A 16,726-nucleotide genomic window follows, 5' to 3' on the forward strand; every position below is an offset into this window, starting at 1 on the left:
AGACCTTCTCTGGTGTATTGATAGTGGGGGGATAGCGCGCTAGCAGGGCATAACGTCATGCCCTTATTTTTTATTCATCCCGGCGTTTGACTTGTTTTCTGATTTGACGTCGTCAAGGAAGAGGGTCCCCCGCGCGTCCCCTGCGCGGTTATCTACTCAACGCGTCTTTTCTCTTTTTGCTCAAGCGGGGGAGGTCTTCCTGGGTCAGGTGCCTTCTTGCTCTGCTGCTGGAGGGGGGTGCGTATAACGTCATACCTTATACGCACCCAAGTAAATTAGGTGTTATCCTAGAGTCTGTCTGTGTAGCCTATAATAAGTAGGAAGAAACTATGTTAGCTATCCCATTGCCCGTTGAAATCGAAGACCGCTTAGACCAGCTGGCCGAAATGACCGGCAAAACAACGACGCTGTTAGCCAAACAGGCGATCAATGAGTATCTTGAACGTGAATTGTGGCAAATTACTGAGACAGAACACGCCTTAAATTGAAGCGGATACCAATGACTTCGTGCCTGCATCAGAGCTGGCGTTAAAATTTAAACATTGGGGGATCAGTGCAAATTAAATGGTTAAAAAAAACCATTCATAATTTGGATGAAGTGTACGGTTTTCTGGTCAAAGACCATCCCTCTACTGCCCAAAATGTTATCAAAGAGATTTATCGTTCCACTTAGCGACTACGGGATAATCCTGCTTTAGGACGTCCTGGTAGAGTCCCCGGCACACGCGAACTGATTTTACCGCGTTACCCTTATGTTATTCCTTATCGTGTTAAAAATGGAAATATAGAAATTTTGCGTGTTTTTCATACAAAACAAAATTTACCAAAATACTGGTGAGCAGATGACTCAGGAAATTTACAACTGATGAATAGATTATTCCTTCACTATACCCCTCTCACTGTATCGCCAACATAATCAATAAAGTACTACTGACGCGCCTAACGGCTTGTCCTACCCTTCACACCAACAAAAAAACTCGCCTGAGCGAGCTTATAGTATAAGGATAACATCCTAAGTGATTTATACCCGATTTGTATTTACAATGCAAGCGGGAAATGAACACACATCAGACCTTTTCATGGCCGCCCTTTAAGTCGCCTGCACCCTAGATGTTGACAGGCCGTGAAAAGAAAAACCCGCTTAGCAGGGGGATAGGGGTTAACGGTTTCTGTGCCAGACGGTACCGCTGTGCGGGCCTCGGCGAGTCACGCGACATAATGACCTGTACCCCCTCATGCCCCGTCTCTTGCTTTTGAGCCCACTGCTCCGTGGCCTTTTTGCCACAGGATGGACAGCTGCGACTTTTACAACTGAATAAAATGCGTTTGGTATGGTCACAGCCTTGGCAGGCACAGCGCCAAATCGTGTAGCCCAGCGTTGATGTTCCACAGGCGAACAGTTTTACCATGGTCTCAACGATGACGTCGCGGAGCTCGTCGGCATGGGTTTCGTAGAACTGCCACCAAGCTCGGCCGCATTGGAAAACATGGCGAAGGCGCGGTAACACTCAGTCGTGCCAAGCATCGTAGTCCGGGCTCCAGGGTCCGTAGTGTACGGTCTGCTGGCCGGACTTAACCGCTTCCATGAAAATATCGAGAGGCATCTTGCTGAGATTAACGCCGCTGCCATCCCGTCGCACAGCGTCGATGATGATGGTGGTTGGCGGATATTCCCCCATGTCGAGGAAGAATTGGGGCCCGAAAGTCAGGCAATGGTGAATGACCCTGTCGATGTCTGCAAACCAGGTCTCGTCGACATCGTCATCGATATGCCCGTAACTATGAGGAATGGAGACCAGATAACGTGGCGGTAAAGGGGCTGACGATTGTCTGGAGGGCTTGCGCTTACGTGGCTTTTTGCTCATGGCCATGCTGGGTTTTACAAGGTGTGAAAAAAGATGATACGGAAGCTTACCAAAACCTGAGCCTTGCAGGCAACCCACCGTTGCCGCCTGCGGCGGCCATGTTCATGGCAAGTGGTAAAATGTGATAGAGATCACAGATGTTGATGGCCGCTGCGGTCTAGCGGATCCGGTTTTTTATTCAATCAATTTTAAAGCCTCATAAAAGCTACAGGTGCTATTTTAACGTTAAAGTCTAGGTTGGGTATGGGTAAACCTAAAGTAGGCCGGTTATGACCATTCTAGATGCCTTGGAGGGCTACATAGAAAATCATCTCTGCGTCAAATTAATATCTCTCCCTGCCAAGCTCCTTAATTTGTTGCAATTTAAAAAAATTTCTAGCAAAACGGGTTTATTAGATCCGCACAGCTCGCCGCAAGAACAGCCTTCGCTACGCGAAAACTGTTCTTGCGGCGAGCTGAATATCATCAGATGCTGAAAAAGAACTCGGTCACTCTTCAGCTGAATATTGCTCATTTTAGAACGTCCAGTTATCCACAGATTTTTTGCCGATCCGTGCTTATTAAAACCTTATTATGATCTTATTAAACTTATTAAAGGAAAAAATGTTAGTTAACTATTTGAATATTAAATAAAAAAACCATACTTGTCCGTAAATCACGATAGTTTGTCCGTAAATCACGACTCATATGTGATGTTATCCACAAAAAAATGTATTTGCTAAGTGCAAAAAACATACTTTTTTGTCTGGAGTTTTGTTTTTTCTTGAAAATGTCCGTAAATCACGATATTTATTCAATGGAATTGGATTTTTGTATGTGTCCGTAAATCACGAGTGGACTAAAAACGAGCGAGCCTGACAGGTGTATGTAGCACCCAACAGGCTCTGACCGAAACCCTAACGATACTAGGATCCAGGCTATGGCCGATGGTACAGAAAAAAATAGAGTTCGCAATTTGAAAACGTTACGTCCCCGCAAACATCAGCAAATTGATTTTTTCATCGCCGATGAAGTCGATATTGTTAATTTCCGTGATGAGCTTGCCAGCATGGAGCACCCTTTTTTTGCTCTGAAAGGGGGCGATACCCGTACTAGGGAATATGTGAATGGAAACACTATTATTAAAGTTGCACCGAATGCTGAATATGGTATGGCAACCATTTTTGATAAAGACGTCTGGATTTACGCCATATCGAAGCTATGTCAGGCAATGTATAAAGACCAGCCCATTAGTCGCACTGTGTGTTTTACCGCTTATGATTTATTTGTTACCACAAATAGAAATAAAAGTGGCCGCTCTTATAAGGAACTGGAAAAGGCATTAGACCGACTTGCCGGAACGCGCATAACAACAAATATCCAGCACAGTGTTGATAAGCGTGAAGCTATTGGTTTTGGCTTAATTGACAGTTGGCATGTGGTGGAAGAGCAGAAGGGCAAACAGGCCGTGGGGATGATTGAAGTGACGCTGCCAAATTGGTTATATGAAGCCATAACCAGAACTAAATTATTAAAAATTAGTCAGGATTATTTCCGAATCAGGAAAGCAATAGACCGTCGCCTATATGAAATCGCCCGTAAGCATTGTGGCAGTCAGCATCAATTTCAAATTTCACTGGAAAAGCTTCATATAAAAACAGGAAGCACGAGGGATTTGAGAAAATTCAGGATGGATATTAAAAATCTATCTAAAATTAATGACCTACCGGACTATGAAATACGTTATGAAGCGGGAAAAGATTGTGTGATTTTTACCAACCGCGATCAAGACAGTGAAGCAGCACAGAAATCGAAACTGCGTGAAGGGGGAAAAAAAGCCATTTTTGGATTGAAAAAGAAATATGGTTTTGAATAAAATAAAAAAGTAGAGGGATGATAAATGGCTAAAATCTATCAATTTCCAGATAGAGAACATAGGCAGGTTGTGAAAAAAACGCTCAAAGTTGCTAAAAGAAAAATACTGTTTAAAAAAATAGCTTCTTTAATGGGAAAATTTTTCTTCTGGTTGTTTATCTGGTCTCGGCGAATAACGGCTAATGTATTGCATATGTCCGTTTATTTTGGTTTGTCTCTCCTACATTTTTTCTGTTACTTGCTATTTGTATTGGGAGGATTCTATTGCCTGATCCACTACACTCTGGCTACATGGTACAACGGTGCTAATATTGCTCGTTTCTCGCGTTCTCGTGCCATTTGACGCCAGCGAAAATCTTTCGCATCTTGCCTGAGAACGGCCAGTTCAGACAATGTATCATCTCGATCAAGTAGTTGGGTTAAAGCCTCTTTGGTTCCGGGCTCTAACGACCTGGACAGAATATCAGTCAAGCGTTGTCGCTCGACAGAGAGGGTTTTACCGATGATATCCTGGAATGTGGAATAGCCAGGCCGGACAATCCTGTTGTCCCGTAGCCAACTGATTAATTCGGCAGCAACAAAACCAGGCGTGATATCACGTCGTACGATCTGCCGGGTTTGTTGTTCGAGCTGCTGTCGAAATTGCCCTGACCACAAGTGGTATTCAAACAACCCGGCAATCAATTTTCGCTGTGAATGATATTCATGATCGGTGATCAACATGCACTGACATTCTGTATCGTCGAAATAGCGGCTCATCACAAAAGCATAGTCATGCTCTGTTTCCGCCAGGGAAAAGCGGAAAAAAGTATGCTTGGCTCTGAAGTAGCCAATCTGCAGGATGCAGCAAACCTGCGCATGAAGAGTAGGACGGCTCATTGCGAGTTCAAGCTCTGTTTTTGACAGCGACAGAAACTCCAGTTGCTGTGCCTCATCAAAATCCGGTAACCCATACAGGGCAAATTGTTCCGCATCCGTTAAAACAGACAGCCTCTCACTTTTACCTTCTTTTTTGGGGTTATGTTGACTCGTCATCCTGACTCCTCGTGCATAAAGATGTCCGTAAGAGGATCGTTCAACGGACAGTTAGCAATGAGCCCTGCCTATCCGACGTGCAGCGGCTGAAATCGTCTCATTTAAATGGTACGATATTATTATCGTTAGCGGCTCCTTAATCGTACACTTTTATTATGACAAAAACACGCATCGGCTATGCTCGTTGCTCAACAGACAGACAGGATCTTGCAGCACAGCAGGCAGCCCTCATTCAACTCGGCGTATCTCCAGAGCGAATTTACATCGACAGAGGGTTAACTGGCTCCAATCGATTGAGACCCGGATTGGAGCAGGCGCTCGCCGCTGTCCGTTGTGGTGATACGCTAGTCGTGCCAAAACTGGATCGCCTCGCTCGTTCAGTCCCTGATGCGCGTCATATTGCTGACTCATTGCTTGCTCGCGGGGTCAAACTGGCACTTGGCACTAACGTTTATGATCCGACAGATCCTATGGGAAAAATGTTTTTCAACATTCTGGCTACGTTTGCTGAATTTGAAGGCGATTTGATACGTCTGCGAACAAAAGAAGGAATGGCGATTGCACGGGCGAAAGGGAAGCTGAGGGGTAAACAACCTAAACTCTCTGATAAACAGCAAAAAGAGCTATGTCGAATGCATGGGACAGGCCAGTATTCGATCAGCGACTTGGCAGAATTGTTTTCAGTTTCTAGACCGACAGTTTACCGAATGCTTGCACGTGAAGGGCGTCTGTCAATTTAAGCCACAAAATTTCCGGCGGTTCCGGCGTACAACCCCAATTGCTGGTGTAATGTTGGTCGACTATTATATTTTACGTACTAGCCGCGAATTACTTGATATAAGTCGTGCTAAAGGAAATCTACCTACTGCGGAATCTACACCATCGATAGGTTGGTCTGCTATTATTTCCTGGATTGCCGGTAGCGTTGTTGGCCTGACTATTGAACAGGGAATACCATCACTAAACTCGCTGTTAATTGCCAGTATTATATATTGGATGATTTGCGTCGTTCGTAAAACGTTTTTGAACAAAAAGGTACTGGAAAAAATTAATCAATAAAAAGAATATAATATATTTAGCAAAATTCGCCGCAAAACCTAGCCCAATGCGGGCGGGGATATTAAGGCAAATTTTGCTAAAACCATTACTTTTTTGGCACATTGTTAACAAATGGATTGCATATCTGAATACTATCAACTGTCTCGCCGGTGTTCATGTCTTCGCTAAATAGCACTCTGCAACCTGATGCCTTTGCACTAGCAAGCACGATAGCATCGTAAAAAGCGATACTACGAGTTTGGTTTAAGTCGATTCCTGCACGGATGATAGCTGGCGTTACTTGAATTACTTCAAACTGCTCGTATAGATCGAGTTGTGCCCGAATGTATTGTGGAGAAAGCTTGAGTTTTTTTAGAGCAACGTTGCAATATTCCTGAAGGATTTGGGTAGAAAGCACCCCACTTGCGTCTTCGTAAAGCTGTTTAAGCAGGGAAAGAGCCGTTTTCTGCTTCACGGGTATGTCGCTTGCCTCTGCGTAAACAAGGATATTGGTGTCGATAAAACTACGATTTGCCATGCGATTAACGTTCATTGGCTTCGTTACGATCAAATTGCCAACCGTCAAGCTTAGCGGATGATTGCAAACAACGAGCTTCAAACTGTACCCATTGCTGATCACGGTAGGCACTGCCTGCTAACTGTTCCAGGTAGTCACGTACAATCTGGTTAAGGCTTTTACCCATTTTTTGCGCTGCGTCACGTGCCCGTTGCGCAACTTGTTTGTCTACAGAAAGAGTGATATTCATGATTGATCTCCATTATTTTTGGATATAGCACATATTATGTGCGCACATTGAATGTTTTTCAAAGAAGAAATGGATGAGGTATGTGATGTAGATCACAGATATTGATAGCGACTGAAGTCTAGCTGCCCTTGTTTTTTGTCCTATCGTTTTTAAAGCCACATAGGCCACGTAGCGTTAAGGTAAAGGAAAGGGTAGTAAGCATGGGTAAGTCAAAGAAAGCGTCTCTATGGCCATTCTAGAGCCCTTTGAGGGGCATCATTGAATCTTATCTCTGTCCTATCTCTGTATTATCTAATTTTTTCCTGTTAATCCGATTTTTTAACGATATTTTTTTAATTCTAAAAAAATTTTAATGAAAATGGTTTTTTTAGATCGGTAACGCTCGCCGCAAGAATGGATTTCGCAAAGCGAAAGCCGTTCGAGGAAGCGGAATATCATCTGATACTAAAAAGGGGTTGTACGCCGGAACCGCCGGAAATTTTGTGGCTTAAATTGACAGACGCCCTTCACGTGCAAGCATTCGGTAAACTGTCGGTCTAGAAACTGAAAACAATTCTGCCAAGTCGCTGATCGAATACTGGCCTGTCCCATGCATTCGACATAGCTCTTTTTGCTGTTTATCAGAGAGTTTAGGTTGTTTACCCCTCAGCTTCCCTTTCGCCCGTGCAATCGCCATTCCTTCTTTTGTTCGCAGACGTATCAAATCGCCTTCAAATTCAGCAAACGTAGCCAGAATGTTGAAAAACATTTTTCCCATAGGATCTGTCGGATCATAAACGTTAGTGCCAAGTGCCAGTTTGACCCCGCGAGCAAGCAATGAGTCAGCAATATGACGCGCATCAGGGACTGAACGAGCGAGGCGATCCAGTTTTGGCACGACTAGCGTATCACCACAACGGACAGCGGCGAGCGCCTGCTCCAATCCGGGTCTCAATCGATTGGAGCCAGTTAACCCTCTGTCGATGTAAATTCGCTCTGGAGATACGCCGAGTTGAATGAGGGCTGCCTGCTGTGCTGCAAGATCCTGTCTGTCTGTTGAGCAACGAGCATAGCCGATGCGTGTTTTTGTCATAATAAAAGTGTACGATTAAGGAGCCGCTAACGATAATAATATCGTACCATTTAAATGAGACGATTTCAGCCGCTGCACGTCGGATAGGCAGGGCTCATTGCTAACTGTCCGTTGAACGATCCTCTTACGGACATCTTTATGCACGAGGAGTCAGGATGACGAGTCAACATAACCCCAAAAAAGAAGGTAAAAGTGAGAGGCTGTCTGTTTTAACGGATGCGGAACAATTTGCCCTGTATGGGTTACCGGATTTTGATGAGGCACAGCAACTGGAGTTTCTGTCGCTGTCAAAAACAGAGCTTGAACTCGCAATGAGCCGTCCTACTCTTCATGCGCAGGTTTGCTGCATCCTGCAGATTGGCTACTTCAGAGCCAAGCATACTTTTTTCCGCTTTTCCCTGGCGGAAACAGAGCATGACTATGCTTTTGTGATGAGCCGCTATTTCGACGATACAGAATGTCAGTGCATGTTGATCACCGATCATGAATATCATTCACAGCGAAAATTGATTGCCGGGTTGTTTGAATACCACTTGTGGTCAGGGCAATTTCGACAGCAGCTCGAACAACAAACCCGGCAGATCGTACGACGTGATATCACGCCTGGTTTTGTTGCTGCCGAATTAATCAGTTGGCTACGGGACAACAGGATTGTCCGGCCTGGCTATTCCACATTCCAGGATATCATCGGTAAAACCCTCTCTGTCGAGCGACAACGCTTGACTGATATTCTGTCCAGGTCGTTAGAGCCCGGAACCAAAGAGGCTTTAACCCAACTACTTGATCGAGATGATACATTGTCTGAACTGGCCGTTCTCAGGCAAGATGCGAAAGATTTTCGCTGGCGTCAAATGGCACGAGAACGCGAGAAACGAGCAATATTAGCACCGTTGTACCATGTAGCCAGAGTGTAGTGGATCAGGCAATAGAATCCTCCCAATACAAATAGCAAGTAACAGAAAAAATGTAGGAGAGACAAACCAAAATAAACGGACATATGCAATACATTAGCCGTTATTCGCCGAGACCAGATAAACAACCAGAAGAAAAATTTTCCCATTAAAGAAGCTATTTTTTTAAACAGTATTTTTCTTTTAGCAACTTTGAGCGTTTTTTTCACAACCTGCCTATGTTCTCTATCTGGAAATTGATAGATTTTAGCCATTTATCATCCCTCTACTTTTTTATTTTATTCAAAACCATATTTCTTTTTCAATCCAAAAATGGCTTTTTTTCCCCCTTCACGCAGTTTCGATTTCTGTGCTGCTTCACTGTCTTGATCGCGGTTGGTAAAAATCACACAATCTTTTCCCGCTTCATAACGTATTTCATAGTCCGGTAGGTCATTAATTTTAGATAGATTTTTAATATCCATCCTGAATTTTCTCAAATCCCTCGTGCTTCCTGTTTTTATATGAAGCTTTTCCAGTGAAATTTGAAATTGATGCTGACTGCCACAATGCTTACGGGCGATTTCATATAGGCGACGGTCTATTGCTTTCCTGATTCGGAAATAATCCTGACTAATTTTTAATAATTTAGTTCTGGTTATGGCTTCATATAACCAATTTGGCAGCGTCACTTCAATCATCCCCACGGCCTGTTTGCCCTTCTGCTCTTCCACCACATGCCAACTGTCAATTAAGCCAAAACCAATAGCTTCACGCTTATCAACACTGTGCTGGATATTTGTTGTTATGCGCGTTCCGGCAAGTCGGTCTAATGCCTTTTCCAGTTCCTTATAAGAGCGGCCACTTTTATTTCTATTTGTGGTAACAAATAAATCATAAGCGGTAAAACACACAGTGCGACTAATGGGCTGGTCTTTATACATTGCCTGACATAGCTTCGATATGGCGTAAATCCAGACGTCTTTATCAAAAATGGTTGCCATACCATATTCAGCATTCGGTGCAACTTTAATAATAGTGTTTCCATTCACATATTCCCTAGTACGGGTATCGCCCCCTTTCAGAGCAAAAAAAGGGTGCTCCATGCTGGCAAGCTCATCACGGAAATTAACAATATCGACTTCATCGGCGATGAAAAAATCAATTTGCTGATGTTTGCGGGGACGTAACGTTTTCAAATTGCGAACTCTATTTTTTTCTGTACCATCGGCCATAGCCTGGATCCTAGTATCGTTAGGGTTTCGGTCAGAGCCTGTTGGGTGCTACATACACCTGTCAGGCTCGCTCGTTTTTAGTCCACTCGTGATTTACGGACACATACAAAAATCCAATTCCATTGAATAAATATCGTGATTTACGGACATTTTCAAGAAAAAACAAAACTCCAGACAAAAAAGTATGTTTTTTGCACTTAGCAAATACATTTTTTTGTGGATAACATCACATATGAGTCGTGATTTACGGACAAACTATCGTGATTTACGGACAAGTATGGTTTTTTTATTTAATATTCAAATAGTTAACTAACATTTTTTCCTTTAATAAGTTTAATAAGATCATAATAAGGTTTTAATAAGCACGGATCGGCAAAAAATCTGTGGATAACTGGACGTTCTAAAATGAGCAATATTCAGCTGAAGAGTGACCGAGTTCTTTTTCAGCATCTGATGATATTCAGCTCGCCGCAAGAACAGTTTTCGCGTAGCGAAGGCTGTTCTTGCGGCGAGCTGTGCGGATCTAATAAACCCGTTTTGCTAGAAATTTTTTTAAATTGCAACAAATTAAGGAGCTTGGCAGGGAGAGATATTAATTTGACGCAGAGATGATTTTCTATGTAGCCCTCCAAGGCATCTAGAATGGTCATAACCGGCCTACTTTAGGTTTACCCATACCCAACCTAGACTTTAACGTTAAAATAGCACCTGTAGCTTTTATGAGGCTTTAAAATTGATTGAATAAAAAACCGGATCCGCTAGACCGCAGCGGCCATCAACATCTGTGATCTCTATCACATTTTACCACTTGCCATGAACATGGCCGCCGCAGGCGGCAACGGTGGGTTGCCTGCAAGGCTCAGGTTTTGGTAAGCTTCCGTATCATCTTTTTTCACACCTTGTAAAACCCAGCATGGCCATGAGCAAAAAGCCACGTAAGCGCAAGCCCTCCAGACAATCGTCAGCCCCTTTACCGCCACGTTATCTGGTCTCCATTCCTCATAGTTACGGGCATATCGATGACGATGTCGACGAGACCTGGTTTGCAGACATCGACAGGGTCATTCACCATTGCCTGACTTTCGGGCCCCAATTCTTCCTCGACATGGGGGAATATCCGCCAACCACCATCATCATCGACGCTGTGCGACGGGATGGCAGCGGCGTTAATCTCAGCAAGATGCCTCTCGATATTTTCATGGAAGCGGTTAAGTCCGGCCAGCAGACCGTACACTACGGACCCTGGAGCCCGGACTACGATGCTTGGCACGACTGAGTGTTACCGCGCCTTCGCCATGTTTTCCAATGCGGCCGAGCTTGGTGGCAGTTCTACGAAACCCATGCCGACGAGCTCCGCGACGTCATCGTTGAGACCATGGTAAAACTGTTCGCCTGTGGAACATCAACGCTGGGCTACACGATTTGGCGCTGTGCCTGCCAAGGCTGTGACCATACCAAACGCATTTTATTCAGTTGTAAAAGTCGCAGCTGTCCATCCTGTGGCAAAAAGGCCACGGAGCAGTGGGCTCAAAAGCAAGAGACGGGGCATGAGGGGGTACAGGTCATTATGTCGCGTGACTCGCCGAGGCCCGCACAGCGGTACCGTCTGGCACAGAAACCGTTAACCCCTATCCCCTGCTAAGCGGGTTTTTCTTTTCACGGCCTGTCAACATCTAGGGTGCAGGCGACTTAAAGGGCGGCCATGAAAAGGTCTGATGTGTGTTCATTTCCCGCTTGCATTGTAAATACAAATCGGGTATAAATCACTTAGGATGTTATCCTTATACTATAAGCTCGCTCAGGCGAGTTTTTTTGTTGGTGTGAAGGGTAGGACAAGCCGTTAGGCGCGTCAGTAGTACTTTATTGATTATGTTGGCGATACAGTGAGAGGGGTATAGTGAAGGAATAATCTATTCATCAGTTGTAAATTTCCTGAGTCATCTGCTCACCAGTATTTTGGTAAATTTTGTTTTGTATGAAAAACACGCAAAATTTCTATATTTCCATTTTTAACACGATAAGGAATAACATAAGGGTAACGCGGTAAAATCAGTTCGCGTGTGCCGGGGACTCTACCAGGACGTCCTAAAGCAGGATTATCCCGTAGTCGCTAAGTGGAACGATAAATCTCTTTGATAACATTTTGGGCAGTAGAGGGATGGTCTTTGACCAGAAAACCGTACACTTCATCCAAATTATGAATGGTTTTTTTTAACCATTTAATTTGCACTGATCCCCCAATGTTTAAATTTTAACGCCAGCTCTGATGCAGGCACGAAGTCATTGGTATCCGCTTCAATTTAAGGCGTGTTCTGTCTCAGTAATTTGCCACAATTCACGTTCAAGATACTCATTGATCGCCTGTTTGGCTAACAGCGTCGTTGTTTTGCCGGTCATTTCGGCCAGCTGGTCTAAGCGGTCTTCGATTTCAACGGGCAATGGGATAGCTAACATAGTTTCTTCCTACTTATTATAGGCTACACAGACAGACTCTAGGATAACACCTAATTTACTTGGGTGCGTATAAGGTATGACGTTATACGCACCCCCCTCCAGCAGCAGAGCAAGAAGGCACCTGACCCAGGAAGACCTCCCCCGCTTGAGCAAAAAGAGAAAAGACGCGTTGAGTAGATAACCGCGCAGGGGACGCGCGGGGGACCCTCTTCCTTGACGACGTCAAATCAGAAAACAAGTCAAACGCCGGGATGAATAAAAAATAAGGGCATGACGTTATGCCCTGCTAGCGCGCTATCCCCCCACTATCAATACACCAGAGAAGGTCTCTATGAACTCCCACGACGTTATGCTTTCTTGGACGGCCGAAGGCGACAAACGCTTGCAGGAAGCCCGTGCGTCCGGCAGCAAACTGCAACTCACCCACATGGCGTTAGGCAATGCTTCTACGCCCTTATCCATCACAGACCTTAAGCAGGCACGGGAGGTAAGAAGTGTCATTTACCAAGCGCCGCTGGATGGCGTGACGGTGGACAGGGAAAAGAACAGTGTCATCGGCGAGCTGATCCTACCTGAAGATAAAAAAGAGGAAGCAATCCGTGAAATTGGCATTTTTGAGCTGGATACCTTAGTGGCCGTGGGGTATTCCTCCTCACCCTATAGAGATGTGCGCCAACAAAGTGGGGAACGGATCCAACTGGTACGCCTACCGCTCAATACTATCCCGGCGTCGGCCATCGAAACCCTGAGTAACGTGATTAACTTCAAGGAGTCGGATACGCGTTACCTTCATGCTGCAGAAAACTTGAAAGATTTAACGAATAAAAAGACGGCGCGAAGTAATTTTGAATTGGGGACCGCCGCTGTTAAGAATGCCGGGACAAATCATTCAGACTTGATTACCACCGGGGAGGCGGATAATCGCTATCTGAAGCATTCAGAGAATTTGCTCGCTACCAAGGCAGATAAGGCAGACGTGAGCAAACACAGTCAGTTTTTTCATCTCTTTGTCGACGACCCCGATGTGTTGGCCTATCTTTTACAGCCAGGCTTGACGAGTGATCAGTTGGAAGCCTGGTTGGCGAGTGATAATAATGAAGAAAAGTTCACCCGCCTTTTCACCCATTCGGTGGCAATACAGATCATCATCAGCAACAGTGCGGCGTTTACCATGCTGGTCAACAGTCCGCGTGCGATAAAGGCGGCAGTAAAGAGCCAGGCGATGCTAGTCGCTATGGTGAGTGCTGAGCCCGCTCTGGCTGTGGTAGTGAATTCTCAGACCGTCATGAATGCGGTGGCGAATAGTCGCGCTGCGCTGGATGTGATCGGTATGTCGACGTTAGCCTGTCAGGCCATTGAAGAGGGGCAATACCAGGTGCCCATGATTGCCGATTTAGGCAAAAAAATAGACCGTAAAAACATGGCCATCGCGGTGGTAGGGAATAAGGCGATTTTTTTGGGGGGAAAGACTACTAGCCCCTCCGCGACAATCGATATCTATGACAGCCAGGATAACTACTCCGCGACAATCGATATCTATGACAGCCAGGATAACAGCTGGACGACGCACACGGCCAGTGAAGCACGCTACTTAGCTGAAGTCGCGGTGGTAGGGAATAAGGCGATTTTCTTCGGGGGAAAGACTGCTAGCCCCTCCGCGACAATCGATATCTATGACAGCCAGGATAACAACTCCGCGACAATCGATATCTATGACAGCCAGGATAACAGCTGGACGACGCACACGGCCAGTGAAGCACGCTACTTAGCTACCGTCGCGGTGGTAGGGAATAAGGCGATTTTCTTCGGGGGAGAGACTACCAATATCTATGACAGTCAGGGTAACAGCTGGACGACGCACAAGGCCAGTGAAGCACGCTACTTAGCTACCGTCGCGGTGGTAGGGAATAAGGCGATTTTCTTCGGGGGAAAGACTGGTAATGATAACTACTCCGCGACAATCGATATCTATGACAGCCAGGGTAACAGCTGGACGACGCACACGGCCAGTGAAGCACGCTACTTAGCTGGCGTCGCGGTGGTAGGGAATAAGGCGATTTTCTTCGGGGGATATACTACTAGCTTCACCGCGACAATCGATATCTATGACAGCCAGGATAACAGCTGGACGACGCACACGGCCAGTGAAGCACACTACTTAGTTACCGTCGCGGTGGTAGGGAATAAGGCGATTTTTTTGGGGGGAAAGACTGGTAATGATAACTACGATTCCGCGACAATCGATATCTATCATGCGGCAAGTGGAACTTGGAGAGCGGTCTCTATTATCCGGCTTAATAGTGACTATCTATGTAAAATAATTGAAAAAAATAAAGCGGTCTTTATTGGCCGAGATGTGACTAATGATGTAAAAAAATATACCTATTTGGATACCGATAATAATGGATTAATTACCCGTGGTGCGGCGGATGACCGTTATCTCAATGTCTCGGATAATTTGAATGATTTAGTGAGTACGGCTACAGCGCGCAGTCATCTCGGTTTAAAGACAGGGGCGATTAAAGACGTTGATACTGACGATAACGGATTAATTACCCAAGGTGCGGCGGATAAGCGTTATCTTAATAAAAATTCAGAAAATTTGCTCTTCACCCAGGAAGATAAGGCAGACGTGAGCAAACACACTCAGTTTTTTCAACTCTTTTTCGGCGACCCCGATGGGTTGGCTTACCTTTTGCGCCCCGGTTTGAAGAGTGATCAATTGGAAGCTTGGTTGGCAAATGATAATAATGGAGAAAAGTTCACAGACGTAGTAGCTTCACAAACAGCCATGAATGCCGTAGCCGCTTCACAAATAGCCATGAATGCGGTAGCAACTTCCTCAACAACCAGAGAAATCTTACGAAATTCCTCTACCGCTATGGCAGAAGTTGGGAAGAACTCAATGGCGATTGCCAAACTCACTACCGGCTTAGCAGGACTGAACCCTCTAGATTATGCGGATATGGCAGCTGTAGCGGCTTCTAAAACCGCCATGGATGCTGTAGCAGGCAGCGCCATTGCCCTGAATGCAATTGTTAAGTCGGAGTTGGCATCCAAAGCAATTGAAGTTAACCTTCAGAGCCCCCGGATAACCGTGCAAAGTACGCTGAATGCTGCCTCAGGCATTTTTAAGAAAACTAATGAAACAATAGGTAGTGGTGGGGGAAGCTGGGAGAGTGGGGCGAACAGTGCCACTATTTATATTCCTACATCTTCTAACGACAACGCTAACGGTATGCATGATAATGATTACTACGTATATTCTTTACTTCCTGGAAACCGGCAACTCGCTTTTATCCCTAAACATAGTGGTGCCGTGAACGTCACTTCTGGCCTCGCGTTAAGAGGTGTACGGGTACAGGGTCTTAATGTAGGTAGTTCAACAAGTGAGACAGGAAATGTAACTTTCGACGTCTACACAGCAGTGTAGAAAAACAATTAGCGAAAGTTAATTAACCTCTAAAAAGGGGTTGTACGCCGGAACCGCCGGAAATTTTGTCACCCCAGCTTAAGTCCCGCTATCATTGCATCCAGGTCAATTTCTTTCCCGTCACTGATAAATGTGTAATGGCCGTTTAACAGGATATGTTGCCATGCCACGGGTGACATATGTCTGATAAGCTCCAGTCCTCTTGTATTACCGGTTGCTTCATACTTCGTCAGTAACCGCGACAAGAGGGCTGAGTTATAGTAGATGATTACATTGGCGAGCAATTGACCGCATTGGTTGCTGATCTCGATTTCAATGTCTGTTTGTCCTGTCAGTTCCTTCTTCCCACCAATCTGGGCTATCGCTGACCGTAGTTGGTGGTACGATTCAATTCGATTTTGTGAGCGGTGGCTATTTCTGGCCAACTGGGGATTGCGCAGATAACGCAGTGTATAGAGACTGCGGATGAGCTTATCAAACTCGAACAAAGCTTGCCTCGTCGGATTATCTGAGGTGTAGGTACATAGCTTACGGATCAACGTACCCTGTGTTATTTCTTTTAACCCCAGAGTGGCAACGATTTGCTCCAGATGATTTTTCTCACTGAGAATAATTTCCTGATCGATTTGACCTACAGGTCGGATAAGGCACTTTTCGTACTGTGATGGTTCGTCGGCACAATAGAGTTCCTTTAGTAACGTATTCAACGAGGTAAAACGAGGTTCGAAGCGCACAACCCGAACCAGTGAAGTAGGGCAAAATTAGCTTTGTTGACGCTGTGCATATCGCCGGTAATGGCAGTCGGCACAATGTCTGAGGTATTTCGATACCAGATATCGAAAACGTGGTGAGCTTCATATTCATGTGCGCCAATGAGATAACCATTAAGCGGGATGTGGTTACATAATAAGGTATAAGCAACGACGCCTTTCCCACGGCCAAAATATTTACGTGAGGAGCGTGCTTTTACCGTTGGCCGCTCCACGCTGAACTTCTGCCCGTCAACAGCAGCATATAATGAGCCAAGATCAAAATTCGCGTAACGTGGTTGAAGCGGTTTCATGGCCGACAGGAATCGGCATT

Annotated in this window: 13 protein-coding genes and 6 pseudogenes; 9 read left to right on the top strand and 10 right to left on the bottom strand. The window is 45.2% G+C overall.

Annotated elements, in window-relative coordinates; all coding sequences use genetic code 11:
• Positions 1-329: 329 nt before the first annotated feature.
• Both CCS41_RS14985 and CCS41_RS16945 read left to right on the top strand, forming a co-directional pair.
• Complete coding sequence (locus CCS41_RS14985; RefSeq protein WP_240313957.1) at positions 330-488, top strand: ribbon-helix-helix domain-containing protein; 159 nt, start codon at positions 330-332, stop codon at positions 486-488.
• A 197-nt stretch (positions 489-685) separates the two neighbouring features.
• Positions 686-838 (top strand): annotated as a pseudogene (locus CCS41_RS16945) (type II toxin-antitoxin system RelE/ParE family toxin); the annotation flags it as partial.
• 268 nt (positions 839-1,106) lie between these two features.
• On the opposite strand, the gene CCS41_RS17870 reads toward CCS41_RS16945, so the two are convergent.
• Entirely contained in the window at positions 1,107-1,508 is a 402-nt protein-coding gene (locus CCS41_RS17870; RefSeq protein WP_119797964.1) for a transposase zinc-binding domain-containing protein, read from the bottom strand.
• Positions 1,509-1,871: a hypothetical protein gene (locus CCS41_RS15825; protein ID WP_205411527.1), complete on the bottom strand. Its 363-nt coding sequence runs from the start codon at positions 1,869-1,871 to the stop codon at positions 1,509-1,511. It lies immediately after the preceding gene.
• Between the two features lie 913 nt (positions 1,872-2,784).
• Between CCS41_RS15825 and CCS41_RS15015 the strand changes: the two genes are divergently transcribed.
• Positions 2,785-3,720: a replication initiator protein A gene (locus CCS41_RS15015; RefSeq protein WP_119797968.1), complete on the top strand. Its 936-nt coding sequence runs from the start codon at positions 2,785-2,787 to the stop codon at positions 3,718-3,720.
• Positions 3,721-4,001: 281 nt separating this feature from the next.
• Here CCS41_RS15015 and CCS41_RS15020 read toward each other — a convergent pair.
• Positions 4,002-4,754 (bottom strand): annotated as a pseudogene (locus tag CCS41_RS15020) (DUF4158 domain-containing protein); the annotation flags it as partial.
• A gap of 155 nt (positions 4,755-4,909) precedes the next feature.
• Here CCS41_RS15020 and CCS41_RS15025 point away from each other — a divergent pair.
• Both CCS41_RS15025 and CCS41_RS15030 read left to right on the top strand, forming a co-directional pair.
• Positions 4,910-5,494, top strand: coding sequence for a recombinase family protein (locus CCS41_RS15025; protein ID WP_119797970.1), 585 nt, complete (start codon positions 4,910-4,912; stop codon positions 5,492-5,494).
• Between the two features lie 34 nt (positions 5,495-5,528).
• Positions 5,529-5,813: pseudogene (locus CCS41_RS15030) on the top strand (hypothetical protein); the annotation flags it as partial.
• Positions 5,814-5,898: 85 nt separating this feature from the next.
• On the opposite strand, the gene CCS41_RS15035 reads toward CCS41_RS15030, so the two are convergent.
• From CCS41_RS15035 to CCS41_RS15045, 3 genes are all read right to left on the bottom strand, one after another.
• Positions 5,899-6,330, bottom strand: a complete 432-nt coding sequence (locus CCS41_RS15035; RefSeq protein WP_240313958.1) for a PIN domain-containing protein — start codon at positions 6,328-6,330, stop codon at positions 5,899-5,901.
• A 4-nt stretch (positions 6,331-6,334) separates the two neighbouring features.
• Positions 6,335-6,559, bottom strand: coding sequence for a DUF6364 family protein (locus CCS41_RS15040; RefSeq protein WP_006705592.1), 225 nt, complete (start codon positions 6,557-6,559; stop codon positions 6,335-6,337).
• Positions 6,560-7,046: 487 nt separating this feature from the next.
• Positions 7,047-7,631 carry a recombinase family protein gene (locus tag CCS41_RS15045; RefSeq protein ID WP_119797970.1) on the bottom strand — a complete coding sequence of 195 codons (585 nt, stop codon included), beginning with the start codon at positions 7,629-7,631 and terminating at the stop codon, positions 7,047-7,049.
• A 155-nt stretch (positions 7,632-7,786) separates the two neighbouring features.
• Here CCS41_RS15045 and CCS41_RS15050 point away from each other — a divergent pair.
• Positions 7,787-8,539 (top strand): annotated as a pseudogene (locus CCS41_RS15050) (DUF4158 domain-containing protein); the annotation flags it as partial.
• A gap of 281 nt (positions 8,540-8,820) precedes the next feature.
• On the opposite strand, the gene CCS41_RS15055 reads toward CCS41_RS15050, so the two are convergent.
• Positions 8,821-9,756, bottom strand: a complete 936-nt coding sequence (locus CCS41_RS15055; RefSeq protein ID WP_119797968.1) for a replication initiator protein A — start codon at positions 9,754-9,756, stop codon at positions 8,821-8,823.
• A 913-nt stretch (positions 9,757-10,669) separates the two neighbouring features.
• Between CCS41_RS15055 and CCS41_RS15830 the strand changes: the two genes are divergently transcribed.
• Positions 10,670-11,032, top strand: coding sequence for a hypothetical protein (locus CCS41_RS15830; protein WP_205411527.1), 363 nt, complete (start codon positions 10,670-10,672; stop codon positions 11,030-11,032).
• Complete coding sequence (locus tag CCS41_RS17875) at positions 11,033-11,398, top strand: transposase zinc-binding domain-containing protein (RefSeq protein ID WP_119797973.1); 366 nt, start codon at positions 11,033-11,035, stop codon at positions 11,396-11,398.
• Between the two features lie 303 nt (positions 11,399-11,701).
• Here the strand turns inward: CCS41_RS17875 and CCS41_RS16950 are convergent.
• Both CCS41_RS16950 and CCS41_RS15085 read right to left on the bottom strand, forming a co-directional pair.
• Positions 11,702-11,854, bottom strand: a pseudogene (locus CCS41_RS16950) (type II toxin-antitoxin system RelE/ParE family toxin); the annotation flags it as partial.
• Positions 11,855-12,051: 197 nt separating this feature from the next.
• Positions 12,052-12,210, bottom strand: a complete 159-nt coding sequence (locus CCS41_RS15085; RefSeq protein WP_240313957.1) for a ribbon-helix-helix domain-containing protein — start codon at positions 12,208-12,210, stop codon at positions 12,052-12,054.
• 331 nt (positions 12,211-12,541) lie between these two features.
• Between CCS41_RS15085 and CCS41_RS15090 the strand changes: the two genes are divergently transcribed.
• Positions 12,542-15,643 (top strand): Kelch repeat-containing protein, encoded by a 3,102-nt coding sequence (locus tag CCS41_RS15090; RefSeq protein ID WP_119797974.1) that lies wholly within the window; start codon positions 12,542-12,544, stop codon positions 15,641-15,643.
• Between the two features lie 68 nt (positions 15,644-15,711).
• Here CCS41_RS15090 and CCS41_RS15095 read toward each other — a convergent pair.
• A pseudogene (locus CCS41_RS15095) lies at positions 15,712-16,726 on the bottom strand (Tn3 family transposase); the annotation flags it as partial.

Origin of the sequence: Candidatus Fukatsuia symbiotica, from assembly GCF_003122425.1 — a bacterium.
Taxonomy (GTDB): domain Bacteria; phylum Pseudomonadota; class Gammaproteobacteria; order Enterobacterales; family Enterobacteriaceae; genus Fukatsuia; species Fukatsuia symbiotica.